This window comes from Pseudomonas versuta (assembly GCF_001294575.1).
Classification (GTDB): domain Bacteria; phylum Pseudomonadota; class Gammaproteobacteria; order Pseudomonadales; family Pseudomonadaceae; genus Aquipseudomonas; species Aquipseudomonas versuta.
The window spans coordinates 621,945-648,927 of sequence record NZ_CP012676.1 but is presented as its reverse complement, the minus strand read 5'-3'; the positions used below and the strand labels follow the sequence as shown (position 1 = coordinate 648,927).

Genomic DNA, 26,983 nt, shown 5'->3' with positions numbered 1-26,983 from the left:
AAGTGCGCCACTTTACCACAGGATTGACGTCGCCCTCGTGTAGCCGCCGAGCCTGTCTTCCAAGGCAAGCGTGAGGCCCGGCCTGGCCTGGTTAAAGCTTCAATCACGCCAGAAACGGCGCTGATCACGCAGCGACTCTGCGTTGCCAAAGGTGCCTAATCGAAATCGCACCGCCCCCCGCTCGGCACTGTCCAGGGCTTGCATGCCCAACGCCTGATAGCGCGCCAGCACTTGAGGGTGGGGATGACCAAAACTGTTGCCATGACCACGGGAGATCAACACCACCTGCGATGCCAGCGCCTTGAGAAAATCCGCCGACGATGAAGTGCGGCTTCCGTGGTGCGGGGCCTGCAACCAGCGGGTGGGAACTGCCAGCGGGCTTTGCAACAAGGCACGCTCAGCCTGGGCATCAATATCCCCCGTCAGCAGAAGCCGCTCGTCGCTGGCTTCGACCTGCAGCACGCAGGATCTCTGATTGCTGTCACTCGCCGCGGACCACTGCCAGAGTGAAAACCTCACCCCGTCCCACTCCCAGCTCTGGCCGCTGATACAAGGCTGCGCCCGTAATTGCTCAGGCAGCCCTGACACCTCGCCGCTGATTACCCGCATCACACCGATTTCCCGCTGCACCGCCAATGCCCCGCCGGCGTGATCCAGATGCGCATGACTGACAAGCATCAGGTCCAGCTCGCCTACCCCCAGGGAACGCAGCACCGGAACCACCACCCGCTCGCCCTGATCAAAATCCCTGACCTTGGGTCCAGCGTCATACAGCAGCGTGTGATTGCGGGTGCGCAGCACTATAGCCAACCCTTGCCCGACATCCAGTTGCCACACCTCGACCTGCCCCCGAGGGATCGGTTCACAGGGGGTAAAAACTGCGAGCAACACCAACGGCCAGCCAAGCGGACGGAGAATCACGCCTGCCGGCAACAACAGAAGCAGCACTCCAAAAGCGCTCAAAAGCCATACACCAAACGGCACTGCTGCAGGCAGCCAGGGAGATAAATGCCCGGCCAGCAAAGCCAGCCCCCGAATTAACCCGTCAAGCAAACCGCCTGAAACCCATAACAGGGTTTCGCCAAGCCAGGGCACCGGCAACAGCAATGTGCCTAAAAGGGCTGTCGGCAGCACCAGCAGGCTGATCCAGGGCACAGCCACCAGATTGGCCAGCGGACCGCTCAGGCTGACGGGCAAGCCAAGTATCCACAGCATCGGAAACAGGCCCAGGGCAATCAATATTTGCGGCCGGGTCCACGCCACACGCCAGCCCCACGGCCCCAACCGCCCGCCAAAGGTAAACATCAGCACCGCCACAGCGGTAAAGGACAGCCAAAAACCCGGCATCAGACTTGCCAGCGGCTCAATGATCAGCACCGCATTGAGCGCCACCAAAAATGGCATCCAGCCCCCCAGATGCCGAAACCGCAGACGCCATATCAGCACCAGACCCAGCATCACGCACGCGCGCTGCACCGGGACCCCGAAGCCTGCGAGCAAGCCATAGGCCAGCGCACCGAAAAACGCCAGGCCACAGGCCCAGGGCAGCCATGCCAATCGACGCGGCCACCACCCATAACGTGCCAACAAGGCGATCAGGCCGTAAATCAGTCCGGCCAACAGCCCAATATGCTGCCCGGAGATCACCAGCAAATGCACAGTCCCGGTCGCTTGCAGCAGCTTCCAGTCCTCGCTGCTCAACCCCGAACTGTCGCCCATAACCAGCGCCGCAAGCCACGGCGCACGTTCATTGGCATCAGTTCGTAACAGACGCTTGCGCAGGCCGTCGCGCCAGGCGTGAGTGGCCGGCTCGAGTAACTGGCCGGTTTTGACAGTGCCGGTTGCACCAATCCGCTGCGCCAGCAACCAGGCCTGATAATCAAACCCCTGGGGGTTAAGTAACCCGCGGGGTTGCTTGAGCTTGACTGCGAGCCGCCAACGCTCGCCACTGTTGAGCGGCGGCCCGCCATACCAGCTCAGCCGAATGGTTGCAGGCAACGTTGCATGGCGCGACTGCGCATCCTGCAATTCAAAACGCAGCGAGGCACCGGACTTTTGTGGCAACCCGACCACCCGCCCCTCGACCCAGAGCGTGCGACCATCCAGCGCAGCGGACAATCGATCATCCAGGGCGGCTTGCCCCTGAAAGCAGGCCCAGGTCAGTCCAATCAGGAAGAGCCCGGGCGGATAGAGGCGAAACACTACCAGCAGCAGCCCCGCAACCAGCATTGACAGCAACCACCCGCCCGGTGGCAGCCCCGGTAAAAAGCGCAACGCAATCAAGCCCGACGCCAGTGCCAGCATTCCTGTGTGCATAACCAGATCCCGTGAATTCCTTCCATCGGATTAGTCGGAATCTGCGTTACAGGTTTTAAGATTTGTCACAAAGTCTAAACGGGCGGATCTCCGAACTTGGGCATACTGCCCCCTTGCTCCGAGCGAGAAGCCTATGCCACGGCGAATTTTCAAACGTTACATGCCGGATCCGGCCAGCATCAGGGAACACAAGTCCTTACGCTTTTTGGGCACCTTGCTGCACGACCCCAATCTCTGGCACCTCAATCGACATTCCGTCTCTCGCGCAATGGCGGTGGGGATCTTTGCCGCGTTTATCCCCATCCCCTTCCAGATGCTGCTGGCGGCTTTTCTGGCGATCACGGTTCGCAGCAACATGCCGATTTCGGTGAGTCTGGTGTGGCTGACCAACCCGATCACAATGCCGCCCGTGTTCTATTGCACATACAAGATGGGGGCATGGCTGATGAACGTCCCTGCCCGCTCGCTGCCCGACAAACTGACCTGGGAGTGGATCAGCAGCCAGTTGAGCACGCTATGGCAGCCATTTTTGCTGGGGTCCGTGGTCTGCGGCGTTGTGCTGGGCGCACTGGCCTACTGCCTGACCCAGCTGTATTGGCGTTGGTGGGTCAGCCGCCAATGGAAGCGGCGCAAAAACAAGCACCCATGAAAAGGCCCCTTAAAAGGTAATGCCGTTCACTTAAACGACTGCTATCTCAACTGTAGGAGCGAGCTTGTCTCGCGATGGCCTCGGGAACGCCGTGTTTAACCTGCAAACACGCATTCTCGTTAACAATCATCGCGAGGCAAGCTCGCTCCTACAACGCAGGGTTTACTTATATGAACAGCATTACCGTTACGGGGCCTTTTCATGCTGCAGGGCGACTACTGGCGCATGCCACGCCCACTGACCAGCAAGCGGGCGCAGGCGATGTACAGCACGATCGTCGCCACCACCATAAAGGTCAGGGCTACGCTGATCTTGATGTCCGAAACGCCAAGAATGCCGTAACGGAAGGCGTTCACCATGTGCAGCACCGGGTTGGCCAGCGACACGGTCTGCCAGAACGGCGGCAGCAGGCTAATCGAATAAAACACCCCGCCCAGGTAGGTCAGCGGTGTCAGCACGAATGTCGGGATTATCGAGATATCGTCAAAGTTGCGTGCAAATACTGCGTTGATAAACCCCAGCAGCGAGAAGATTGTCGCCGTCAGCACCACCACCACAATGGTCAGGCCCAGGTGATGCACCTGCAAATGGGTGAAGAACAGCGACAGCAGGGTCACGATCACACCGACCATCAACCCGCGCAGAATGCCGCCCACGGTAAAGCCGATCAAAATAGTGTGCGGTGATACTGGCGAGACCATCAACTCTTCAATCGAACGCTGAAACTTGGCACCAAAGAAGCTCGATACCACGTTGCCGTAGGAGTTGGTGATCACCGACATCATGATCAGACCCGGCACGATGTACTCCATATAGGTGAAACCACCCATATCACCGATTTGCCGACCAATCAGGTTACCGAAGATCACAAAGTACAAAACCATGGTGATCGCAGGCGGCAGCAAGGTTTGCGGCCAGATGCGGGTAAAACGCCGCACCTCACGATAAATAATGGTGTTCAACGCAATCAGGTTGGGGCGCAGCTCCGAGCTCATATCGCCACCTTTGCCAGGTTTTTCTCGACCAGCGACACGAATAACTCCTCAAGACGATTGGTTTTATTACGCAGGCTGACCACTTCAACATTTTGAGCGGCCAATTGAGTGAACAGACCGGTAATACCCACCGCTTTATCCACCTGTACTTCCAGGGTGTGATCGTCGAGCAGCTGGCTCGGATAACCGATCAGTTGCACCGGCACGGTCTGGGGGTTCTTCAGATCAAGCAAAAAGGTCTCGACGTGCAGCTGGCCCAGCAGTTGACGCATGCTGGTGTTCTCGACAATGGTGCCGTGATCGATGATCCCGATGTTGCGGCACAGCTGCTCAGCCTCTTCCAGATAGTGGGTGGTGAGGATGATGGTGGTGCCCTGCTCATTCAATTCAGTTAGGAAGGTCCACATCGAACGGCGCAGCTCGATGTCCACCCCCGCAGTCGGCTCGTCGAGAATCAACAGGCGCGGCTCGTGCACCAGTGCCCGGGCGATCATCAGGCGACGCTTCATGCCACCCGACAACGAGCGCGAAGGGGTTTCGCGCTTGTCCCAGAGCCCCAGTTGCGTCAGGTACTTCTCGGCGCGTTCCTTGGCGATTTTCGGCGGGATGCCGTAATAGCCGGCCTGAGTCACCACGATATCGAAGGTCTTTTCAAACTGGTTGAAGTTGAACTCCTGCGGCACCACGCCAATACAGCGCTTGAGCGCGGCAGGTTCCCGATCGAGATCATGGCCGAAGATATTCACGGTGCCGCTGGTCTTGTTGACCAAGGTAGAGAGAATGCCAATGGTGGTGGATTTGCCGGCGCCGTTGGGGCCCAGCAAGGCAAAAAAGTCACCTTCAGCAACATCCAGATCGATACCACTCAGGGCCTGGAAACCGTTGCCGTAGGTTTTGGTTAGCTGCCGTATGGACAGAGCGGAACTCATATCGGATTACGCACCAAGATGAAGGAAAGGGAGATGGCCAAACAAGGACTGACTGTCTGTAAGACGAGTCCGGCAAGGCCTCTGAACACCACGTATGGTGCTTGGCCCGGCCGCACAAGTACAGTCGCTCGTATTAATAGTGGCTATCAGGTCAACGCAGTCATGACTGCACTGCGGTAGGCGGGACGCAGCTTCAAACGTTCATACCAGTCACTTAAGTGCGGCAGGGACGGACGCTCGATGGGCATTTCAAACCAGGCATAAATGAACGAACCCAGCGGAATATCGCCCATACCGATTTCATCCCCCGACAAGTAGGGGGTTTCAGACAGGGCCTGATCCACAATCTGCAGTAATTGCGCGCAGGCCGTGATGGCGGCATTGATTGCCACCCAGTCCTGCTGCTCGGCCGGCGTGCGCAAGACACCCCAAAATAACGGGCGGAAGGCTCCGGCAAACGATGTGCTCGTCCAGTCCATCCATTTATCGGCTTGAGCGCGCACCCGGGGATCGGTTGGATACCAGGAAGTATCCGCTCCATATTGGGCAGCCAGATAACGCACGATGGTGTTCGATTCCCACAACACAAAGCCGTCATCGTCAATCGTCGGCACCTGGCCATTTGGGTTCAACGCCCTGTATTGCGGACTGTTGACCACTCCAAACGCTCCCCCCGCCTCTTCCCGGCTGTAGGGCAATGCCAGCTCTTCAATACACCACAATGCCTTTCTGACATTTGACGAATTCTTGCGACCCCACACTTTCAGCATGACTCGACTCCTGATTGATAGACGCCACAGGAGTCTACGCCGTGACGTCGAACTCCGTCTCCCGCACGAGGTCACTAATGCAACTACCTTGATCAGGAGTTGCGACTAAGCTCACAAGGGTGTCTGACTCTGGTTTCACGGGGGATTGAATATGCTGTTGTTGTGGATACTGGTTTTGATCGTAGGCGTAGCCTGGTTGGCCCATCGCCGTGTTGCGCCCCTGACGGCAATGGCCGTGGTGGCGATTTATCTGCTGGCCATGGGCGTCATCGGCCATGTACCAGGCTGGTTGCTGGCTATTCTGTGGGTGTTACTGGCGGCTCCCGCAGCTCTGCTGCTGTTGCCCGACCTGCGTCGCAAGGTGTTCACCGCACCGCTGTTCAACTGGTTTCAAAAAACCCTGCCGCCCATGTCGCAAACCGAACGCGATGCCATCGATGCCGGGACCGTATGGTGGGATGGCGAGCTGTTCAGTGGCCGCCCCGACTGGGAGCAACTGCTGGCCTACCCCAAAGCGCAACTGACTGAAGAAGAACAGGCCTTCATCGATGGCCCGACCGAAGAACTGTGTGCAATGGTCAGCGACTGGGAAATCGGTCAGGCCATGGATTTGCCGCCCGAGGCCTGGGCCCATATCAAAACCCATGGCTTCTTTGCGCTGATCATTCCCAAAGAGTTCGGCGGCAAAGGCTTCTCGGCCTATGCCCACTCCCAGGTGGCGATGAAACTTGCCACTCGCAGCGGTGATCTCGCTTCGACAGTAATGGTGCCCAACTCACTGGGCCCGGCTGAACTGCTGCTGCATTATGGCACCGACGAGCAGCGCAACCACTACCTGCCGCGCCTGGCCCGCGGCGATGACATCCCCTGCTTTGCTCTTACCGGCCCCCTCGCAGGCTCCGATGCGGGCGCCATGCCCGATACCGGGATAATTTGCAAAGGCCAGTGGCAGGGCGAAGAAGTTCTTGGCCTGCGCCTGAACTGGGAAAAGCGCTACATCACCCTGGGCCCTGTCGCCACGCTGCTGGGGCTGGCGTTCAAGGCCCACGACCCGGAGCACCTGCTGGGTGACAAAGAAGACCTGGGCATCAGCTTGGCATTGATCCCCACTGACACCCCGGGGGTTGAGATCGGGCGCCGGCACTTGCCATTGGGCGCGGCATTCATGAATGGCCCGAACTCGGGCAAAGACGTGTTCATCCCGCTGGACTACCTGATCGGTGGCCAGGACATGCTCGGCAAAGGCTGGATGATGTTGATGAATTGCCTGTCGGTCGGGCGCTCTATTTCACTACCGGCCGTAGGCACTGGCGCTGCCAAGTTCACCAGCTTGGTGACCGGCCAGTACGCTCAGGTGCGCGAACAGTTCAATGTCCCCCTGGCCGCTTTTGAGGGTATTCAGGAAGCTCTGGCCCGGATTGGCGGCAATGCCTGGCTGATGGACAGCGCGCGCATGCTGACTGCCAATGCCGTGGATCTGGGCGAGAAACCTTCGGTGCTGTCGGCCATTCTCAAATACCACCTCACCGAACGCGGGCGTGAATGTATCGGCCACGCCATGGACGTGCATGGCGGCAAGGGCATCATCATGGGGCCCAACAACTATCTGGGTCGCAACTGGCAGGGCGCACCGATCTTCATCACCGTGGAAGGTGCGAACATTCTGTCGCGCAACCTGATGATTTTTGGTCAGGGTGCAATTCGCTGCCACCCCTTCGTACTCAAGGAAATGGCGCTGGCCGGACGCGAAGACAAACATCAGGCCTTGCTGGAGTTTGATGACCTGCTGCTCAAGCACATCGGTTTTGCCGTCAGTAATGCCGCCAGCACCCTGGTGCTGAACCTGGGCTTTGGCCGCTTTGAACACGCCCCCGGCAATGCCCTGAGCCAGGGCTACTTCCGTGCACTGAACCGCCAGGCTGCAGCCTTCGCGATGCTGGCCGACCTGAGCATGATGCTGCTCGGCGGCGAACTTAAACGTCGCGAACGCTTGTCGGCGCGTCTGGGTGATGTGCTCAGCCATATGTATCTGGCCTCGGCTGCCCTGAAGCGCTATCACGACCTGGACTCCCCCGAGTACCTCAGCCCGCTGCTCAGATGGGCCATGGAAGAAAGTCTGGGTCACGCCGAGCGCGCGCTGGACGAACTGCTGAAAAACTTCCCGAACCGTGCGCTGGGCTGTGCGCTGCGGTTGGTGGTGTTCCCGTTTGGCCGTCGCCATACCGGGCCATCGGACGCACTGGATGCTGAAGTGGCCGCCGTGCTGGGCCGTACTAAAGGCGATCCGGCCCTGGAAGCAGTGCTGGCCGGTTGTTATCGCCCGCAGTCACCGGATGATGCGGTAGGCGCCCTGCAACACGCCTGCGACCTGCTCAACGCAGCACATCCGCTGCACAAAAAACTCCACGATGCGTTGAAAAGCGGTCAGGTCAAACCGGCAGCCGGTGAACCGTCCATCGATTCGGCATTGCAGGCAGGCGTGCTGCAACCGGCTGAAGCCCAGACCCTGCGTGTGGCTGAAGCCGCACGGCGCAAGGTGATTGATGTGGATGATTTCAGCAAAGAGCAGCTCACTCACAGCGAAGGAAAAATTCGCTAGCAGGACAGCGGGCGCCGGGGGCTTTATACTCCGGCGCCCGTTTTGCTCTAGAGGACAACACAATGGCCACCAACGATCTCAACCACAACCTGGCCCTGCTCGATATGTTGCGCAGCATTCTGGTTGCTGTCGGTGATGCCGAACAGATCCCGGAAGAAAGCCATGCCCTGTTCCTGGAACGCTTCGATGAAATGAAAAGCGGCCTGCTGACTGATTTTGACAGCAGCCAGTATCTGGGCCAGGACATCCTGTGCCAAGTGATCGAACGCTACCCGCAAATCGCCCACCTGGTGCCACGTGATTTGCTGTGGTTCTTCGGCGGCGCGTGCTTTAACTTCTTGTCCGATGAAGAACTGGATATGTACGAAGCGCTGGAAGAACGTCGCTTCAAAGCCGAACAAAACGGCGAGCCATTCGACTGGAACCAGGAAAAGCAATTTATGGCGCTGCCGACCAACGAAGACAGCCCACAACACTGATTGACGCGCCAGACGCCCGATTCAAAAAGCCCGCCCGGTTTACCTGGCGGGCTTTTTTGTACCCTGCCCGCTGATCCCGCTGGCCGCGCAGCTTGAGCCTGCCTCTTGCAGTGGCCGCACCGGCTCTTGCGCCAGTCGATCCACCAGATAATCGATAAACACCCGCAACTTGGGTGGCATGTAGCGCGAAGGGGTATGCAACAGCCAGGCAGCGCCGTGGTATGAGGCGATGAAATTCCACGCCGGCAGCACTTGCACGATCAACCCCTGCTCCAGCGCCTGACACGCCGTGAAATACGGCAGGCTGCCAATCCCGATATGCTGCAGCACCGCGTCCAGCCTTACGCCTGTGTGGTTGGCCGCATAACGGCCACGCACTCCGACTGTCACTGACTTGCTGCCTTGCCTGAACTTCCAGCGCGCATCCGCGGGGGTTTCCCCCAGATAAATGCAACTGTGATCAAGCAAGTCCTCCGGTTGTAGCGGCACTCCATGCTCGGCTAGATACTGCGGGGTGGCACACAGCAAGTGTTCAATCACAAACAACTGACGCCCCACCAGCCCCGGGGGCGGCTGGTCGGTAATGCGCAGGCTCAGGTCAACGTTGTCATCGATCAGGTCAACATAGCGATCTTCCAGAATCAGTTGCACATCAACCCCGGGATAGCGCCGCAAAAACTCGGGCATATGCGGGTGAATCACATAGCGGCCCACCGCTTTGGGCACGCTGACCCGGATCAGCCCTTCGGCCTCCTGGGTAAAGCGCCCGCTCAAATCCATCACCGACTGCGCTGCGCCCGTCACCTCAAGGCAGCGCTTGAACACTTCTTCGCCCCCCTCGCTCAGGCGCAACTTGCGCGTGGTGCGCTGCAGCAAACGGATAGCAAGGGCTTTTTCCAGCCGAGAAATACTGCGGCTTACCGCTGAGGGCGACATCGTCAGTTGGCGCGCCGCGCCGGAGAAACTCCCGGCCTCGACCACCTTTACGAAAATCACCATCTCAGCCAACAACGACAGCGGAAGATTTATGCTCACGGCGCACAGGTCCATTGAAATTTGCATGGATTATCACACCCAGGCGCCATCCCTATACTGGAAAAAAGTACTCCCCCTGGATATAGCCATGACCGAACGCCTGTTTTTTACCGACGACGCACTGACCGCAGAGGTCGACGTCATCAGCTGCACGCCTCATGAAGACGGCTTTGCAGTGGTTCTCAATGCCACCCCCTTCCATCCCCAGGGCGGCGGGCAGCCTTGCGATACAGGCTGGATTGCAGACACTGAAGTGGTGAAAGTGCTGCAAGAACAGGACGGCATCGTGCATTACGTTAAACAGCCGGTTTTGCCCGGCCGGGCACGGGCAGCGGTTGACGCCACACGCCGCCATCTAAACGCGCGCCTGCACTCGGCCGGGCACTTGATTGGCGTACTGGGTGAGCAGTCTGGCTGGGTACCCACCAAAGCCCACCACTGGCCGGGCGAATGCCGGGTGAGTTTTACCCCCGGCGATAACGCGCAACCACTGGAGCCCGAAACCATCGAGCAGCACCTTGAGCAATGGATCAGAGCCGACTTGCCAAGGCACATGCAGCACGATAGCGGGCAACGGGTTGTGCGCTTTGGCGACTTGCCAGGTTATCCGTGTGGCGGCACTCATGTCCGCTCACTGGCTGCGCTACATGCCGTCAGCGTGCTATCGATCAGCCAGAAAAAGGGCGTGCTGTCCGTTCGCTACGAGGTCAAATAAGCCTGGCCCGGTGACGCTGCACAAAACGGTCAACGTAGTCATCCGCAGGCGTCAGCAGGATTTCCTGCGGCATGCCTACCTGAATCAACTGCCCGTCCTTGAGCATGGCGATGCGATTACCAATGCGCAGCGCTTCGTCCAGATCGTGGGTAATAAAGACAATGGTTTTTTGCAGGGTTTGTTGTAGCTCCATCAGTTGATCCTGCATTTCTGCACGGATCAACGGATCGAGCGCGCTGAACGCCTCGTCCATCAGGATGATGTCCGTGTCCGCCGCCAAAGCCCGCGCCAGACCTACGCGCTGGCGCATCCCCCCCGACAGCTGCGGCACAAAAGCCTGCTCATACCCCTGCAGCCCAACCACCGAGATCCAGTGTCGTGCCCGCTCATCGCACTGCGCCTTGCTCTCGCCGCGCACCTTGAGGCCGTATGCAACGTTTTCCAGCACATTGCGATGGGGCAGCAGGCCAAAACTCTGAAACACCATGCTGATTTTGTGCCGTCGAAACTGGCGCAAGGCAGGCATGTCGTAATCCAGGATGTTTTCACCGTCCACCAGGATCTGGCCGCTGGTGGGATCGATCAGGCGATTCAAGTGCCGCACCAGCGTCGACTTGCCCGAGCCGGACAAGCCCATAATGACGAACACTTCTGCCGCACGGATCGTCAGGGACAGATCATTGACCCCCACCACACAACCGGTTTGTGCCAACACTTGATCCTTGCTTTTGCCTTCACGAATCAGCGCCATGACTTCTTTTTCGCGGTGACCAAACACCTTGAAAACGTTGCGCAACTCGATCTTGTCATGCACCGCCACCGTCATTTTTGCTCCCCTTGCCGAGGGCGGCCATAGGCCTGGGTGATGCGATCGATGACCACAGCCAGAATGACAATCGCCAGTCCGGCTTCCAGCCCCTTGCCCACATTGAGGGTCTGAATGCCCACCAGTACATCTTCACCCAGCCCCCGGGCACCGATCATTGAGGCGATTACCACCATCGACAGCGCCATCATGGTGGTCTGGTTAACACCCGCCATGATGCTGGGCATCGCCAGCGGCAATTGCACGCCGAACAATTGTTGCCACGGGTTGGCACCAAAGGCGTTGATCGCCTCCATCACCTCACGGTCAACCTGGCGCAGGCCCAGATCCGTCAGGCGGATCAGGGGTGGCACGGCATAAATCACCGTGGCAAAAATCGCCGGCACCTTGCCCAGCCCGAACAGCATCAGCACGGGTATCAGGTACACAAAGCTGGGCATGGTTTGCATGATGTCCAGCAGCGGCATCATTACCGCACGCAAGCGATTGTTACGGGCCGCCAGAATCCCCAGCGGAATACCCAGCAACACGGAAATAACCGTGGCCACCATCATCAGCGCCAGGGTCTGCATGAGCTTGTCCCACAGGCCGACAGCCCCCACCAGAAACAGCAGGCCGACAATCAGCAACGTACTGAGGACTTTACGGGTGGCGTGCCAGCCGATGGCGCCGACAATGGCCAGCATCAGCCACCATGGGGTCAGGCGCAGCAGGTTTTCGAGGTTGATAATGGCCCAGAGCAAGGTGTCGGAGATGTGCCGGAACACATCCCCGTAATTGCTCACCAGGGCATCAACGCCGTCATTGACCCAGCCTGCGATGGAAAACGTCAAATTTTCAGGGAACATTCAGTGCTCTTGATTGAACGCGTTAATCCGCTTTGAGGGCCGCATCGACCTTGGTCGCAGCGTCGGGGGTGACCCAGGCATGCCAGATCTGCGGCTGGTCACGTAAAAAGGCTTCAGCCGCCTTACGTGGCTCGGTACGTTTTTCGCTCATCCCGGCCAGGGTGGTATTCAACAGGTCGATTGGGAAATCGACCTTTTCGTAGAACTCCACTAACTGCGGGTATTGCGCTTTAAAGGGGGCCGATACGCCAATGGCCAGTTTTGCCGGCAAAGAGCGCGTGCCTTTGGGATTGGGGTTGTTGGCGTCAGCCAGGGTTTTCCAGGCCTCGGCATCAAACGCAGGCTCCTCCAGCTTGATCAGTTTGTAGCGCCCAATCAGCGGGGTTGGCGACCAGTAGTAAAACAACACGGGCTTGCCACGCCGGATCGAGGAGCTGACTTCTGCATCCAGAGCAGCACCGGAGCCGGTGCGGAAGTTCACATAGTCTTTGTCCAGACCGTAAGCCTTGAGCTTTTGGCTGTTGACGATTTCAGAGGTCCAGCCGGTCGGGCTATTGAGAAAGCGCCCGCGGCTCGGGTCTTCCTGATCGCGAAATACATCTTTATAGCGCGCCAGGTCGCTCACCGACTTCAAGTCGGGAGCCACGGCCTTGATACCTTTTTCAGGGTCGCCCTTGACCACATACTCCGGTACCCACCAGCCTTCACTGGCGTTTTTGACGATGTCGCCCACACCGAACACTTTGCCTTCTGCTTGGGCCTTGAGCCACACAGGGCTGCGCCCCGCCCATTCTTCGCCAATCACCTGGATATCATTTTTGGCCAGCGCGGCCTCAAGGCTAACGGTACTGCCAGGCAGGGTGTCCGTCTCAACGCCGTAGCCTTTTTCGGTAATCAAACGCAGTACTTCCGTGATAAAGCTGCCGCTTTCCCAAGTGATATCACCGAAGTGCACAGGTGCAGCCGCAGGTGCGGCCAATACCGGTTGCGTTGCGATCCCCAGTGCCAGCAGCGTGCCGCCGAGCCATTGTTTAAGGTTGTTCATAGCGAGTCTCTTGTTATGGAGGGGCTTTTTTTCGGCAGTACAGCGTCGTTTATCAAGCAGCGGCCAAGCGCAAGGCTCATGTAATCGCTGACGGAGCGCCGGGAAATACCCAATTGCGCCGCTATTTCTGGATACGTAAGACCATTGACCCTGGAGAGCAGGAAAGTGTTCCGAACCTTTTGCGGCAAACCCTGGAGCTGCGCTTCAACCACCTGCAAGGCCTGATCAACCTGAGTCAGCGCCTCAGGTGATGGCGAGTACGCGGGAGCCTCATGCTGCATCTTCATTAGATACGCCTGTTCCACATCTCGGCGGCGCCAGCGCTGATAAATCAAACGTCGGGCAATGGTGGTCAAAAGGGCACGGGGTTCGCGGATCGACATCCCCTGCCCGGCGGTCAAAAGCTGGGTAAAGGTATCGGCCGCAATGTCTTCAGCGTAGCTGCTGGAACCAGGGTAGCGGCGCAAAAGCGCCTGCAGCCAGGCATGGTGGGTGCGATAAAGCAGACCCACATAGTCTTGGTGAGAGGTGTCGGCGCCGGACATAAAGGCTCCAAAAGAAGTAAAAACAGTATGTCCGGTGATCCGGTGCGGCGATCCTACCAAAGGCCTTTATTCAATTTAAATATTAAAAACACATTTAGTTATTCGTTATTGAACTAACAAAACTCTAAGCCAGCACTTCATACCCACAATCAGTGGCGACTCGCTGAAGATCGAGCACAGGTTGATAATCCGCTTCGCTGACCGGCAATACTTCCTGCACGCCCAATACAGCCCTGACCTGCGGCAATTGCTGCAAAGCCTGATTCATTGCCCGGCGAATCTGCTCTGCCCCGACGCGCCCGGTGTCGAGCGCGGTGATGTAAGGCAAGGTCGGGCTGGTCGCGGTACGTGCCACCAGACGTAGCCCGGCGACTTCAGCCGGGGCGTAGCGGGCCAGACAATCAAAGGTGACACTGTCGATGCAAGCCAGGTCAGCCCATCCTTCACGCACATGGCGCAGGCTTTGTTGATGTGCACCGCTGACCGCCACACTGGCAAAGAATCGCCCGCCCTGCTGCAACGGTGCCAGACGGTGACGAAACAAGTTCATACCGCTGTTGGAATGCCGGTCGTTGATTACCCCGCGGCTGCCCTTGAAGTCAGCCAAATCGATACGCGGGTCGGTAGCGCGACTGACGATCAAACTGCAGTGGTTGCCCGCACTGCTGTGGTTCAGCTCATAGCGCGGGCGACCCACCAACTGCACCTGACCGCGTAACAGGGTCATCAGCGGGTAACCACAGGTCTGGGTGAGCAACAGATCCGGGGACCGGAACAACTCCAGCAACTCCAGCCCCCGTCCATCACGACGCGGTGCATCCAGTAACGCCACAATTCGAGTCAGCCACTGCTCACTGGCGACCTGTACAGGTTGCGGCGCAACGTACATCGCGAGTTCTGCATAACATCCCGGCATCGGGTGCTCCCTGTGAATTCAACTGAATGGGTGCTGCGGGCTATCAATCGGCTGCAGGCCGTGACCACGAATCAATTCGCCATACCCGCGCACCAGAAAGCCGCCACTGCGCTGCTGCCATTGGGCACGCCGCGCCTGATAGATTCCGGGCAAGTAAAACCATGGCAAACCCGGCAAATCATGGTGCACCAGATGCAGGTTCAGATTCAGGAACAGCCAAGTCCAGGGCAAGCCTGCCTCGTTCAGCACCGTGCGCTGCTCGGGACGTAAAGCGGGCCGATGTTCATAAAAGGAGCGAATGGCGCCCACCGACAGCGCTGGCACACTGACAGAAAACACATACTGCCAAACTGTCACTTCACTGTAGCGGGCAATAAACGCAAACATCAGCAACGTCACGCAGCCATGGGTCAGCCACATGCACCAGGCCTGTGCATCCCCCCTGCGCAAGCGCTGCAGTTCTTGTCCAGCCAGGCCGGCCAAGGATAGCGGCGCCCCCAGCAGTAGTCGTCCAAGCACGGTTTTGTTCAACCAGAGCACGCCGCGCAGCACTTTAGAGCTGCCTTGCCAGCGCGCCCGGCTCAAGTAGCGGCTTTCGGGATCAACCCCCGGCACGGTCAGATCATGGTCGCGGTGATGCAACAAATGGCTGTCACGGTACAAGGTGTACGGGTACCACACGGCAAATGGGGCATAGCCCAGCAGCTTGTTGAACCACTCAAAGCGGGTGGGATGACCGTGCAGCAACTCGTGCTGCAGCGACATCCACAGCACCACTACCGGAATCAACAAACCGGTCGTCCACCACGGACCTATGACCGGGCTGCCGAGCATCAAGGCAAACCATGCGCCGGGCACGGCAATCAACAGTAACCACGTGGGCCATTGGGTGCGGCCGGTGAATGTGCGGGACAAGGCCAGGATGTCCCGGCGCTGGGCGCTATCGAAGTAATGCGACATCTGAAGAACTCAACACGGGTTTGAATCCATCTGTGGCGTAAGTCGTACTTTTCTTGCAGATCGTTTGGTTATGGGCTTAGAGCGTTTGGCGGGATACCGGGGGATTAAAACGCTGAAACGCAAAAAGCAGCCCTAAGGCTGCTTTCTGGTGTTTTTTGCAACTGCGTAGCTCCAAAAAACAAAATTTGGAGCGGGAAACGAGACTCGAACTCGCGACCCCGACCTTGGCAAGGTCGTGCTCTACCAACTGAGCTATTCCCGCAATAATGGCGTCCCCTAGGGGACTCGAACCCCTGTTACCGCCGTGAAAGGGCGGTGTCCTAGGCCACTAGACGAAGGGGACGTTGCCCGAAACATACACTGTACATTTCAGTGTCAGCCGCATTAACCGGAGTTATCGCTCTGACTTTTCACTCAACCTTGTCGAAACAAAGTTGCTGGGTGAAGCAAAAAAAAACAGCCAATGGCTGATTTTTCATGTTTCCTGGACTATGCGTAGCTCCAAAAAACAAAATTTGGAGCGGGAAACGAGACTCGAACTCGCGACCCCGACCTTGGCAAGGTCGTGCTCTACCAACTGAGCTATTCCCGCAATAATGGCGTCCCCTAGGGGACTCGAACCCCTGTTACCGCCGTGAAAGGGCGGTGTCCTAGGCCACTAGACGAAGGGGACGTTGCCCGAAACATACGCTGTATATTTCAGTGCCAACCGCATTTACCGAAGTTAATGCTTTGGCTTTCACTCAACCCCGCCCTAGAGCGTGATTGCTTAAAAATGGAGCGGGAAACGAGACTCGAACTCGCGACCCCGACCTTGGCAAGGTCGTGCTCTACCAACTGAGCTATTCCCGCAGTGGCGTCCCCTAGGGGACTCGAACCCCTGTTACCGCCGTGAAAGGGCGGTGTCCTAGGCCACTAGACGAAGGGGACACGCTACAACTTCACTGGTCACATGCGTTTGGCTGTTCGCTTTACGCTGCAATTGGCGCGCATTCTAGGGATGGATTGGGAAGTCGTCAACCCCATTCTTAAAATATATTGAAATCAATGACTTCCCTCTTCTTTCGGCTTTTTCATGCGCTGTATGTCGCCGAACCTCTGACATCTATATTCCGTCATCCTGCAAGGCGTTATGATTGGTCGGCCTGAGTGATGGCAATTTGCACCTATCGATTCCCAGCTTCTTTCTTATAGAGCCGGCAGACCACCCCGAAGAGGTTCTAACGTTGACTCCTTCCATGATCACCCTGCTTGTCATAGCCGGGATCGTACTATTGATCGCCATTGGTTACATAAACCATGTGGTGGAAAACAACAAACTGGAAAAAGCCCGTCTCAAGGTCGAGTTCAATGATCGTATCCGGCGCTGCAGCGAGGTAAACGAGACATTTCCAGGGCAAATGATGTCACCCGGCCTCAAACTTCTGCTGACCCGGCTGGAGCTCAACGCTACACAGCGTCTATTACTCCTGAACAAATCCAGTGTCCCGCTGAAAGCGCGGGTGGCCGAGCTTGAAGCCCTGGTTGCCAAAGGCGACTCGATACCGGTCAACAACCCTCCCCGCCCGATTCTCACTGAAGCCAAAGCCAAAGACGCGCGCTTTCTGCTGGAAACCTTGCACGGTCAGGTGACCCGCGCAGCCAAGGATCGGGGACTGGCGAGCAACGAGGCCAAGCAGTGGCTCAAAGAAATTCGTCACCTGCTGGTGATTTTGCATATCGAGTTCTTCAACAACCTTGGCCAGTTGGCGCTGCAGCAGAACCAGCCTGGCCAGGCACGGCTTGCCTTTGAGCGTGGCGCGCAATACCTGCGCAAACAGCCTGACGCGCTCTACAGCAGCCAGTTAAAGGCTTTTGAAGCACAGCTGGCCCGAGCTAACGCGATATTGCAGAACAACCTTGAGCCGTCGACCCAGGAGGTCAATGAACTGACCGAGGGGCTTCGAACAGACGAGATTGAAGGGGACTGGAAGAAGAAAGCCATTTACGACTGAGGGTCTACACATCAACCCATGTCAAACCCCGCAGGAGCCGGGATTGCCTGGCAATACAGGCAAGGCGGTGTTTCAATCAAACCGCCCTTCCCGCTCCTGCAGACTGCGCGTCAAACCTGGGGCCAAAACGCCCGAATCCCCGCAACACCTTGCGCACCAATGGCCCAAGCTTGCTGGCGATCATCCGGCCCCAGACCGCCCAGCAAAAATATCGGCTTGCTGAAGCCTGCAATCAATTGCTGAACCTGTTCCCAACCCAAAGGCTGCGCTTCAAGGTGCGTCTGAGTTGGAAGCACCGGTGACAGGGTCACGAAATCCACGTCCATTTGCTCAGCCAGCGCCAATTCTTCTGCGTTATGGCATGACGCTGCAAGCCAGCGATCTTTCGATAGAGGCCTGCCTTTAGCGGCGTACTTACGCAATTGCGCAGCCGTTAAATGCCAACCTGCCGAAGGAAAATCCCCCAGCCACTCCAGTGGCCCCTTGAGCATCAGTTGCGCCTTGCCCGCACACAGGCCTGTAGCATCAACCGCCAGGTCCCGGTATTTGGGGTCATAACCATTGGGTGCACGCAGCTGCACCAGCTTGATGCCGTCGGCAACTGCCTTCTTCAGGCCACGTAACAGTTCCGGGGTTTCAAGCCCGTCCGGAGTAATCAGGTACTGATCAGGCAAGCGGGCGGCTGCAACTATCGGCTCGTTAGCCGCCGGGAACTCGTAGTCCGCCAGTTCACGCTGAGTGACCCAGGCCAGTGGCTGGCCTTCTGCTCCATGGGGCTGGCCCGTGAACGAAGACACCTCCCAGACATCCAGCAAAACCTGCTTGTCTGGATAGTCATGCTGAACCTTGATCAAGGGGCGCGCGGACTCGACCGTAATCCCCAGCTCTTCCTGCAACTCTCGCCCCAGAGCCATCTCGACAGACTCGCCAGCCTCAACCTTGCCGCCGGGAAACTCCCATAGCCCGCCTTGATGCTGGGAATCGGCCCGACGAGCGATCAGGATTTTACCGTCTGTACCCCGAATAACGGCCGCAGCCACATGAACTCGTTTCACCCTTGCACTTCCTCTAATCCGGCCTGTTGCCAGGCTTTGAACGCGGGCCATTGATAAATGGCTTCAACATAAGCGGCATCTTCAGCCGACAGTGCAACACGATAAGTACGAAGGCGCACGGCCACCGGCGCAAAAAATGCGTCCGCCAGGCTTAAACGCCCGAACAGGTACGGCCCGCTTTCAGTGGCCACTGCACGACACTCTGCCCACAACGCGCTCATTCTTTCGAGATCGACCTGAGCTTGCTCCGGCATCGGCTGGAGTGCCTGGTCACGGGACAAGTCGAAGGGCAAATTTGCGCGCAAACCAAAAAAGCCGCTGTGCATTTGCGCACAGGCCGACCGGGCCTGTGCTCGCGCAGCGATATCTGCGGGCCACAATTGAGCGGCCGGGAATTGTTCATTCAGGTACTCGGCAATCGCCAAGGAGTCGGCAATAGTGCCGTGTGCGGTCTGCAACAGCGGTACTTTACCCGCTGCCGAGTACTGCAGGATCAACGCCCGAGTGTCAGGCTGACCCAGCCTGATCAGGTGCTCGGTATAGGGAACACCGGCAAGATCAAGCGCCAGCGCACCGCGCAGGGACCAGGATGAGTGCAACTTGTCGCCAATGATCAGATGAAAGCTCATGAAGGGCCGTCCTTTGCGAATACAAAACCCCTGACTGCAGGATCGCACTGGCCGGCAAGGCCGCCCGATCCTGCACAAACGTACTCAGGTACGGTATTCGGCGTTGATTTTCACGTATTCGTGAGACAAGTCAGTGGTCCAGATCGTCTCGCTGTAGACACCGCGGCCAAGCTCGATACGGATGGTGATTTCTTCACGGGCCATCACTGCCGAACCCTGCGCCTCGGTATAAGTGCCGGCACGCGCACCTCCGCTTACAATGCACACTTCACCCAGAAACACGTCGATTTTGCGCACATCCAGATCGGGGACCCCTGCACGCCCGACGGCGGCCAGAATGCGACCCCAGTTAGGGTCTGAAGCAAACAGCGCAGTTTTGATCAGCGGCGAATGAGCAACGGTGTAACCCACGTCCAGACATTCCTGATGATTGGCGCCGCCATTCACTTCAACGGTGACGAACTTGGTCGCACCTTCGCCGTCGCGAACAATGGCTTGCGCCACTTCCATGCAAACCTCAAACACGGCCTGCTTCAAAGCGGCGAACAGCGGGCCGTTGGCTTCGGTAATTTCAGGAAGGTCGGCTTTGCCGGTGGCAATCAGCATGCAGCAATCGTTGGTGGAAGTATCACCGTCGATGGTGATGCGGTTGAACGACTTGTTTGCACCGTCCAGCAGCAGGTTTTGCAGCACTTCACGGGAAACCTTGGCGTCGGTCGCGATGTAACCCAGCATGGTGGCCATGTTCGGGCGAATCATGCCCGCGCCTTTGCTGATGCCGGTCACGGTGATGGTGACACCCTCATGCTCGAACTGACGGCTGGCACCTTTGGGCAAGGTGTCGGTGGTCATGATGCCCGTGGCCGCTTGTGCCCAGTTGTCCTCGCTGAGGTCATCCAGTGCGGCTTGCAGCGCACCTTCGATTTTCTCGACCGGCAGCGGCTCGCCGATGACACCTGTGGAATACGGCAGGACGGCGCTGGCATCGACGCCTGCTAACTCAGCCAGCCGGGAGCAGGTACGGGCAGCCGCGATCAGGCCCGGATCACCGGTCCCCGCATTGGCATTACCGGTGTTGGTCAGCAAGTAGCGAATGCTGCCCTGAACCCGTTGTTTGGCCAGGATTACCGGCGCTGCGCAAAACGCATTCAACGTGAACACACCCGCCACGGTAGAACCTTCGGCGCAGCGCATAACCACTACGTCCTTGCGCCCCACACGCTTGATACCGGCAGAAGCGATACCCAGTTCAAAACCGGCAACCGGGTGCAATGTAGGCAAAGGACCAAGACCAACAGCCATGACGCGCTCCTAAATAAGTTCTGTGCGTCGCCGCGAAAGCACGCAAATTCAATGGTAAAACGCCGCGACGGCTAATGCCGGTCGCGGCGCAGGTACTTCAGCAGTTGGAACGGGTTTTAATTGATTTGCCCGTGGCAATGCTTGTATTTCTTGCCCGAGCCGCAGTAGCACAGCTCATTGCGGCCCAGCTTCTGCTCATTACGAACAGGCTCGGTCGCCTGCACGACGTCTTCAACATCGGCACCCTCAAGCACTTCAGCCAGCGCTTCAGGCTGATCAAGGCCCGGTGCTTCGGCATGCTGGAACTGCATACGCGAAGCCAGGTCTTCCGCTTCCTGACGCAGACGAGCCTCCTCTGCTTCCGGGTCTTCGCGACGAACCTGTACATGGGACAGCACACGGATTGAATCGCGCTTGATCGAATCAAGCAGCTCGGAGAACAGGTTGAACGACTCGCGCTTGTACTCCTGCTTCGGGTTCTTCTGCGCATAACCGCGCAAATGGATACCGTGGCGCAGGTGATCCATGGTCGACAGGTGGTCTTTCCACAAGTCATCCAGTACACGCAGCACAATTTGTTTCTCGAAGGTGCGCAGGGCTTCCGGGCTCGCCTGCTCTTCTTTCTCGTTATAAGCCGCCAGCAACTCGTTCAGCAGCTTCTCACGCAGGGTTTCTTCGTACAGGTGGTCGTCTTCATCGAGCCATTGCTGGATCGGAAGTTTCACCCCAAAACCGGTTTCGATAGCCGATTCCAGACCTTTGACGTCCCATTGTTCCGGCAACGACTGCGGTGGAATATGCGCGCTGACAGTGCTTTCGAGAACGTCCTTGCGGAAGTCGGCAATGGTTTCACCGATATTGTCCGCAGCAAGCAACGTGTTACGCATGTGATAAATCACTTTACGCTGTTCGTTGTTGACGTCATCGAACTCCAGCAATTGCTTGCGGATGTCGAAGTTGCGACCTTCAACCTTGCGCTGAGCCTTTTCGATCGCGTTGGTCACCATACGGTGCTCAATCGCTTCGCCAGACTGCATGCCCAGGGCCTTCATGAAGTTTTTTACACGGTCAGAAGCGAAGATGCGCATCAGGCTGTCTTCAAGCGACAGGTAGAAACGGCTGGAACCCGCATCCCCCTGACGACCGGCACGACCACGCAGCTGGTTGTCGATACGGCGCGACTCGTGACGCTCGGAAGCGATCACGTGCAGGCCGCCCGATTCCAGCACTTGCTGGTGACGTTTCTGCCAGTCGGCCTTGATCTGTGCGATCTGCTCCGGAGTCGGGTTCTCAAGGGAAGCCACTTCCACTTCCCAGTTGCCGCCCAACAGGATGTCAGTCCCGCGACCCGCCATGTTGGTCGCAATGGTCAGTGCACCCGGACGACCGGCCTGGGCAATGATTTCAGCTTCTTTTTCGTGGAACTTGGCGTTCAGAACCTTGTGCTCAATACCTTCCTGCTTCAACAGGTTGGACATGTGCTCGGAGGTTTCGATGGTCGCTGTACCGACCAGCACCGGACGGCCCTTGGCCATGCAGTCCTTAATGTCAGCCACAATCGCCGCGTACTTCTCGTCAGCGGTGAGGAACACCAGGTCATTGAAGTCTTTACGTGCCAGCGGCTTGTTCGGCGGGATCACCATCACCGACAGACCGTAGATCTGGTGGAATTCGAACGCTTCGGTGTCAGCCGTACCGGTCATGCCGGACAGCTTGTTGTACAGCCGGAAGTAGTTCTGGAAGGTGGTCGAAGCCAGGGTCTGGCTCTCGGCCTGAATGTTCAGACCTTCTTTTGCCTCGATCGCCTGGTGCAAGCCTTCGGACAGACGACGGCCCGGCATGGTGCGGCCAGTATGCTCGTCGACCAGCAAGACCTGGCCGTCTTCAACGATGTATTCAACGTTGCGATTGAACAGCTTGTGAGCACGCAGAGCCGCATAAACATGAGTCAACAAGCCCAGATTGTGCGCGGAGTACAGGCTTTCACCTTCTGCGAGCAGACCGATCTGGGTCAGCATGTCTTCAACAAACTGGTGACCGGCTTCGTTCAACTCAACCTGACGGGTCTTTTCATCGATAGTGAAATGACCTGCTTTGGTCACCTCGCCTTCAACTTCCTCGACATGCAACTCAAGGCGCGGGATGAGCTTGTTGATTTCGGTGTAAAGCTTGGAGCTGTCTTCGGCCTGGCCGGAGATAATCAGCGGGGTACGGGCTTCATCGATCAGGATCGAGTCGACTTCGTCGATTACGGCGAAATTAAGCTCGCGCTGGAATTTTTCTTCCATGCTGAAAGCCATGTTGTCGCGCAGGTAATCGAAACCGAACTCGTTGTTGGTGCCGTAAGTGATGTCGGCAGCATAGGCTTCACGTTTTTCCTGAGGCGGCTGGAACGGTGTAACAACACCGACCGTCAGGCCCAGGAATTCGTAGAGCGGACGCATCCAGTTGGCATCCCGACGGGCCAGGTAGTCGTTCACGGTTACAACGTGCACGCCCTTGCCGGACAACGCGTTGAGGTAAACACCCAGGGTTGCTACCAGGGTCTTGCCTTCACCGGTGCGCATTTCTGCAATCATGCCTTCGTGCAAGGTCATGCCGCCGATCAGCTGGACGTCAAAGTGACGCATGCCCATGACACGCTTGCCCGCCTCGCGGCAGACCGCAAAGGCTTCCGGCAACAGTTGGTCGAGGGTCTCACCTTTGGCTATGCGGGCCTTGAACTCTTCGGTCTTGGCGCGCAATTGCTCATCGGTCAGGGCAACCATCTGCTCTTCGAAGGAATTGACGACCTGTACTGTCTTGAGCATGCGTTTAACTTCGCGCTCGTTCTTGCTTCCAAAAAGTTTCTTTAACAAAGGCGCAAACATATCGGCAGGATCTTCCACACATAGGGATGGAGGGCGGCCCCGAGAGTCGCCCGAGCAGCCCTGATGGCCGCATGCGAGCGAGCATTCTACCCGGAAACGTCGGTGAGGAAAGTGGCGTTATTCCACGATACTGGTGCAGCGTTGTGACGGGGCCTCATTAAAATAAGGTCTTTTTACTGAACTTCAACCCTTGATGAGCAGAAGTTACTCATTGATTTTGCAAATAAAGTTTTGCAAATCAGGATCATATCGAGTGAAACAGGCTGTTTCTGCTAATATTGCGGCTCTGTTTTCTCAGGTGTCTGAACATGGCATTTCGCCCACACCCAGCACGGGCACCCTCCGTTCTGCTCCGCGAGGCCAAGCCCCTAAAAGCCATTTTTGGCCATGCCAAGCGCCTGGCACATTTGCAACGCCTTCTTGAAAGCCAGCTGCAACCGGCGGCGCGTGAGCACTGCCACGTAGCGTCATGGCGCGAAGGCAGCCTGTTGTTGATCGTGACGGATGGCCATTGGGCCACTCGCCTGCGTTACCAGCAAAAGCGTCTGCAACGCCAATTGCAGGCGTTTGATGAGTTCGCCAGCCTGACCCGGATTCTGTTCAAGGTGCAGCCGCCCACGGTATTGGCCAAAGTGGCCGGACATACGCTCGACCTTTCGGTCAATGCAGCACAAACCATCCAGGCAACGGCCGACGGGATCAGCGACCCGGCCCTGCGTGCCGCCCTTGAGCGGTTGGCGAGTCACGCCAAGCCAAAGCCTCAGTAACCGATACAAAATATTTGCCGCGCCCCCCTTCGCAGCCTTCGGCAGCGACTACTTGCGTTTGCTGCCACCCAGCAACGAGCCCAGCAATCCGCGAACCAACTGACGCCCCATCTGGCTCGCCGCCTGCCGCGCCATTGATTGCAATGCCTTGCCTGCCGTAGTCCCCAGGAAGTCCCCGGCCTGATCCAGAAAGCCCGGCTCGTGGGGCGCGGCCTGCTCCTGCGGCGCTACGCCCTTGCGGGCCATCAACACTTCATAGGCAGACTCCCGGTCAATCGGTTTGTCATAGCGCCCCAGTAAAGGTGAGCTGGCGATCAAAGCCGCCCGCTCAGCCTCGGTCAGCGGGCCGATCCGCGATTGCGGCGGTGCAATCAATACTCTCTGAACCATGGCCGGCGTACCTTTGTCTTCAAGCATCCCCACCAACGCCTCGCCTGTGCCCAACTCGGTCAGCACTGCCAGCGCATCGAACTGCGGGTTGGGCCGGAATCCATCCGCAACGGCCCGTAATGATCGCTGCTCTTTAGAGGTAAAGGCCCGCAGTCCATGCTGAATTCTCAGCCCCAATTGTGCGAGCACTGTGTCGGGCAAGTCCGCTGGCGACTGTGTGACAAAGTACACACCGACACCTTTGGAACGAATCAGACGCACCACCTGCTCAAGCCGGTCCTGCAATGCCTTGGGCGTGTCGGCAAACAGCAAGTGCGCCTCATCGAAAAACAGCGCCAGCAACGGCTTGTCAGCATCGCCACGCTCCGGCAACTGCTCAAAAAGCTCCGCCAACAACCATAAAAGGAATGTTGCGTAAACCTTGGGCGCTTCATGCACCAGGCGGCTGGCATCAAGCAGGTGGATCCGGCCGCGACCATCGGCGGTCGGCTGCAGAATGTCTTCGAGTTGCAGCGCAGGCTCACCGAACAAAGCCTCGGCACCCTGCTGCTCAAGCGTTGCCAGACGACGCAGCAATGCCTGGCTGGAGCCGGTGGTCATCAGAGCCGCGTCATCCCCCAGCACTTGTGGGTTGTCACGCAAATGATTGAGCAAGGCTTTCAGGTCTTTCAGATCCAGCAGCAACAACCCCTCGCGATCCGCCACCTTGAAAGCGGCATACAGGGCCGACTGCTGACTGTCAGTCAGCTCCAGCAGACTGCCCAGCAGCAACGGCCCCATTTAACTCAATGTTGTGCGTAATGGATGACCTGTCTTGCCCTGTATGTCCCACAAAGTAACCGGATAAGCCTTGGGCTGATAATTGAGCCAGGGCATGCCGGCGATCCGTTCCGCGATTTTGCCTTGAGGGTTGCCGACCGCACCCAGGCCGCAAAGATCGCCCTTGATATCAGCCGCAAACACGGCCACGCCAGCATCGCTGAACTGTTCGGCCAAGCGCTGAAGGGTGACGGTTTTACCTGTCCCCGTGGCGCCTGCCACCAGGCCATGGCGATTGGCCAGGCGCAAAGACTGGGCGATGGGCTGACCGGCAAGGTCGGCACCGAGAACAAGACCAGAAGTGTCAGGCATTTTTCCACCATTCATTAATCTTTCGCGATTACGAGTCGATACATCGTTAATGCTAGACCAGATAAAACCGGATTTAGCGTAGGAAACCGCCCAGACAAATATAGAACTCGTTCAGGTTCTGACCGTTATTTGTAGAGTGCGCGTTTTCTACAGAGTAGGCCTCAAACTTTTAGACCTTAGCGGACCCTTCAAGCCATGAATAAAAACCTGCGTTTCAGTCATAAAATCCTGCTTGCCGCGTCCCTGATCGTAATAGCCGCCTTCTCGCTATTTACGCTGTACAACGATTACTTGCAACGCAATGCCATTCGCAACGATCTGGATAACTACCTGCACGAAATGGGTAGCGTCACAGCCAATAACATTCAAACCTGGCTGGGAGGCCGGATACTGCTCACTGAAAACCTTGCAGAGTCGGTCGCTATTGCCTCAGATCCCTCTCAAGTGGCCAGCCTGCTGGAACAAAAAGCCCTGAGCAGCACGTTTATGGCGGTCTACTTTGGCGATAGCCAGGGCAGCTTTACCATTCGACCCGACAGCAAGATGCCTGAGGGCTTCGATGCCCGCACGCGGCCCTGGTACAAGGATGCACTCAATAGCAGCGGCGCAAGCCTGACCGAACCTTATATAGACGCTGTCACCGGCCAAATGATTATCTCCATCGGCACCGTCGTGAAAAAGGCCGGGCAAACCCTGGGGGTGGTCGGTTCTGACCTGACCCTGAAAACCATCGCTGACAGCATCAACACCTTGAATTTTGACGGTATGGGCTACGCCTTTCTGGTCAGCGCGGACGGTAAAATCCTGGTCCATCCGGACAAAAATCTGGTGTCCAAGAACCTGAAGGACATTTACCCGCAAAATACGCCGTCGATCAGCACAGACATCAGCGAAACCGAAGCCGATGGCAAAACACGCGTCGTGACATTCAGTCCGGTCAAAGGGCTGGGCTCGGTGAATTGGTATATCGGTCTGTCGATAGATAAAGAACAAGCCTTCGCGATGCTCAGCACTTTCCGCACTTCGGCGATCATTGCTACCAGCATTGCGGTGGTCTCGATCATCGCCCTGCTCGGGCTGTTGATTCGCCTGCTGTTACAACCGCTGCATGTTATGACACGTGCCATGCAGGACATCGCCGAGGGTGAAGGTGACTTGACCCGTCGCCTGGTGGTTGAGTCCAACGACGAATTCGGCACCCTGGGCAGCGCTTTCAAC

Annotated in this window: 21 protein-coding genes, 6 tRNA genes and 2 pseudogenes; 7 read left to right on the top strand and 22 right to left on the bottom strand. The window is 57.6% G+C overall.

Annotated elements, in window-relative coordinates; genetic code table 11:
* Window positions 1–99: 99 nt before the first annotated feature.
* Complete coding sequence (locus tag AOC04_RS03050) at window positions 100–2,316, bottom strand: DNA internalization-related competence protein ComEC/Rec2 (protein ID WP_171970550.1); 2,217 nt, start codon at window positions 2,314–2,316, stop codon at window positions 100–102.
* 133 nt (window positions 2,317–2,449) lie between these two features.
* On the opposite strand from AOC04_RS03050, the gene AOC04_RS03045 reads away from it, so the two are divergent.
* On the top strand, window positions 2,450–2,965 hold the full coding sequence (locus AOC04_RS03045; protein ID WP_060691094.1) for a DUF2062 domain-containing protein: 516 nt from the start codon (window positions 2,450–2,452) through the stop codon (window positions 2,963–2,965).
* A 215-nt stretch (window positions 2,966–3,180) separates the two neighbouring features.
* Here AOC04_RS03045 and AOC04_RS03040 read toward each other — a convergent pair whose 3' ends face one another.
* From AOC04_RS03040 to AOC04_RS03030, 3 genes are all read right to left on the bottom strand, one after another.
* Window positions 3,181–3,960, bottom strand: a complete 780-nt coding sequence (locus AOC04_RS03040) for an ABC transporter permease (protein ID WP_060691093.1) — start codon at window positions 3,958–3,960, stop codon at window positions 3,181–3,183.
* Window positions 3,957–4,889, bottom strand: coding sequence for an ABC transporter ATP-binding protein (locus tag AOC04_RS03035; RefSeq protein ID WP_060691092.1), 933 nt, complete (start codon window positions 4,887–4,889; stop codon window positions 3,957–3,959). The genes AOC04_RS03040 and AOC04_RS03035 overlap by 4 nt, the downstream gene beginning before the upstream one ends.
* Before the next feature lie 146 nt (window positions 4,890–5,035).
* Complete coding sequence (locus tag AOC04_RS03030; RefSeq protein ID WP_060691091.1) at window positions 5,036–5,659, bottom strand: glutathione S-transferase family protein; 624 nt, start codon at window positions 5,657–5,659, stop codon at window positions 5,036–5,038.
* Between the two features lie 151 nt (window positions 5,660–5,810).
* On the opposite strand from AOC04_RS03030, the gene AOC04_RS03025 reads away from it, so the two are divergent.
* Both AOC04_RS03025 and AOC04_RS03020 read left to right on the top strand, forming a co-directional pair.
* A complete protein-coding gene (locus tag AOC04_RS03025) occupies window positions 5,811–8,258 on the top strand; it encodes an acyl-CoA dehydrogenase (RefSeq protein WP_060691090.1) in 2,448 nt (815 codons plus the stop codon).
* A gap of 62 nt (window positions 8,259–8,320) precedes the next feature.
* Complete coding sequence (locus tag AOC04_RS03020) at window positions 8,321–8,737, top strand: PA2817 family protein (RefSeq protein ID WP_060691089.1); 417 nt, start codon at window positions 8,321–8,323, stop codon at window positions 8,735–8,737.
* A gap of 39 nt (window positions 8,738–8,776) precedes the next feature.
* On the opposite strand, the gene AOC04_RS03015 is transcribed toward AOC04_RS03020, so the two are convergent.
* The gene (locus AOC04_RS03015) at window positions 8,777–9,772 is read right to left on the bottom strand and encodes a LysR family transcriptional regulator (protein ID WP_237178888.1); all 996 of its coding nucleotides are present in this window, start codon (window positions 9,770–9,772) and stop codon (window positions 8,777–8,779) included.
* Window positions 9,773–9,860: 88 nt separating this feature from the next.
* On the opposite strand from AOC04_RS03015, the gene AOC04_RS03010 reads away from it, so the two are divergent.
* A complete protein-coding gene (locus AOC04_RS03010) occupies window positions 9,861–10,487 on the top strand; it encodes an alanyl-tRNA editing protein (protein ID WP_060691088.1) in 627 nt (208 codons plus the stop codon).
* On the opposite strand, the gene AOC04_RS03005 is transcribed toward AOC04_RS03010, so the two are convergent.
* The 12 genes from AOC04_RS03005 to AOC04_RS02950 form a co-directional block, all read right to left on the bottom strand.
* Complete coding sequence (locus tag AOC04_RS03005) at window positions 10,480–11,313, bottom strand: quaternary amine ABC transporter ATP-binding protein (RefSeq protein WP_060691087.1); 834 nt, start codon at window positions 11,311–11,313, stop codon at window positions 10,480–10,482. The two genes, AOC04_RS03010 and AOC04_RS03005, sit on opposite strands and share 8 nt — an antisense overlap.
* On the bottom strand, window positions 11,310–12,161 hold the full coding sequence (locus AOC04_RS03000) for an ABC transporter permease (protein WP_060691086.1): 852 nt from the start codon (window positions 12,159–12,161) through the stop codon (window positions 11,310–11,312). The genes AOC04_RS03005 and AOC04_RS03000 overlap by 4 nt, the downstream gene beginning before the upstream one ends.
* Before the next feature lie 22 nt (window positions 12,162–12,183).
* Complete coding sequence (locus AOC04_RS02995) at window positions 12,184–13,206, bottom strand: ABC transporter substrate-binding protein (RefSeq protein WP_060691085.1); 1,023 nt, start codon at window positions 13,204–13,206, stop codon at window positions 12,184–12,186.
* Window positions 13,203–13,751, bottom strand: a complete 549-nt coding sequence (locus tag AOC04_RS02990; RefSeq protein WP_060691084.1) for a sigma-70 family RNA polymerase sigma factor — start codon at window positions 13,749–13,751, stop codon at window positions 13,203–13,205. The genes AOC04_RS02995 and AOC04_RS02990 overlap by 4 nt, the downstream gene beginning before the upstream one ends.
* Window positions 13,752–13,875: 124 nt before the next feature.
* Window positions 13,876–14,667, bottom strand: coding sequence for a phosphate/phosphite/phosphonate ABC transporter substrate-binding protein (locus AOC04_RS02985; RefSeq protein WP_060691083.1), 792 nt, complete (start codon window positions 14,665–14,667; stop codon window positions 13,876–13,878).
* Window positions 14,668–14,685: 18 nt separating this feature from the next.
* Entirely contained in the window at window positions 14,686–15,627 is a 942-nt protein-coding gene (locus tag AOC04_RS02980) for a fatty acid desaturase (protein ID WP_060691082.1), read from the bottom strand.
* Between the two features lie 186 nt (window positions 15,628–15,813).
* Window positions 15,814–15,889 (bottom strand) — tRNA-Gly (locus tag AOC04_RS02975).
* A 5-nt stretch (window positions 15,890–15,894) separates the two neighbouring features.
* Window positions 15,895–15,970: transfer RNA gene (locus AOC04_RS02970), tRNA-Glu, on the bottom strand.
* Window positions 15,971–16,143: 173 nt separating this feature from the next.
* Window positions 16,144–16,219: transfer RNA gene (locus AOC04_RS02965), tRNA-Gly, on the bottom strand.
* A 5-nt stretch (window positions 16,220–16,224) separates the two neighbouring features.
* A tRNA-Glu gene (locus tag AOC04_RS02960) sits at window positions 16,225–16,300 on the bottom strand.
* Window positions 16,301–16,403: 103 nt separating this feature from the next.
* Window positions 16,404–16,479, bottom strand: a tRNA-Gly gene (locus tag AOC04_RS02955).
* Between the two features lie 2 nt (window positions 16,480–16,481).
* Window positions 16,482–16,557, bottom strand: a tRNA-Glu gene (locus AOC04_RS02950).
* Between the two features lie 308 nt (window positions 16,558–16,865).
* Here AOC04_RS02950 and AOC04_RS02945 point away from each other — a divergent pair.
* On the top strand, window positions 16,866–17,621 hold the full coding sequence (locus AOC04_RS02945; RefSeq protein WP_171970551.1) for a hypothetical protein: 756 nt from the start codon (window positions 16,866–16,868) through the stop codon (window positions 17,619–17,621).
* 110 nt (window positions 17,622–17,731) lie between these two features.
* On the opposite strand, the gene AOC04_RS02940 is transcribed toward AOC04_RS02945, so the two are convergent.
* From AOC04_RS02940 to secA, 4 genes are all read right to left on the bottom strand, one after another.
* On the bottom strand, window positions 17,732–18,676 hold the full coding sequence (locus AOC04_RS02940) for a Nudix family hydrolase (RefSeq protein WP_060691081.1): 945 nt from the start codon (window positions 18,674–18,676) through the stop codon (window positions 17,732–17,734).
* Complete coding sequence (locus AOC04_RS02935) at window positions 18,673–19,305, bottom strand: glutathione S-transferase family protein (protein WP_060691080.1); 633 nt, start codon at window positions 19,303–19,305, stop codon at window positions 18,673–18,675. The genes AOC04_RS02940 and AOC04_RS02935 overlap by 4 nt, the downstream gene beginning before the upstream one ends.
* An 84-nt stretch (window positions 19,306–19,389) precedes the next feature.
* A complete protein-coding gene (gene argJ / locus AOC04_RS02930) occupies window positions 19,390–20,607 on the bottom strand; it encodes a bifunctional glutamate N-acetyltransferase/amino-acid acetyltransferase ArgJ (RefSeq protein WP_060691079.1) in 1,218 nt (405 codons plus the stop codon).
* A 116-nt stretch (window positions 20,608–20,723) separates the two neighbouring features.
* A complete protein-coding gene (secA, locus tag AOC04_RS02925) occupies window positions 20,724–23,477 on the bottom strand; it encodes a preprotein translocase subunit SecA (RefSeq protein ID WP_060691078.1) in 2,754 nt (917 codons plus the stop codon).
* 308 nt (window positions 23,478–23,785) lie between these two features.
* On the opposite strand from secA, the gene AOC04_RS02920 reads away from it, so the two are divergent.
* Window positions 23,786–24,244: a DUF721 domain-containing protein gene (locus AOC04_RS02920; RefSeq protein ID WP_060691077.1), complete on the top strand. Its 459-nt coding sequence runs from the start codon at window positions 23,786–23,788 to the stop codon at window positions 24,242–24,244.
* A gap of 48 nt (window positions 24,245–24,292) precedes the next feature.
* Here the strand turns inward: AOC04_RS02920 and AOC04_RS02915 are convergent.
* Window positions 24,293–25,765: pseudogene (locus AOC04_RS02915) on the bottom strand (helicase HerA-like domain-containing protein).
* Between the two features lie 195 nt (window positions 25,766–25,960).
* Between AOC04_RS02915 and AOC04_RS24405 the strand changes: the two are divergent.
* Window positions 25,961–26,944 (top strand): annotated as a pseudogene (locus AOC04_RS24405) (cache domain-containing protein); the annotation flags it as partial.
* Window positions 26,945–26,983 lie beyond the last annotated feature (39 nt).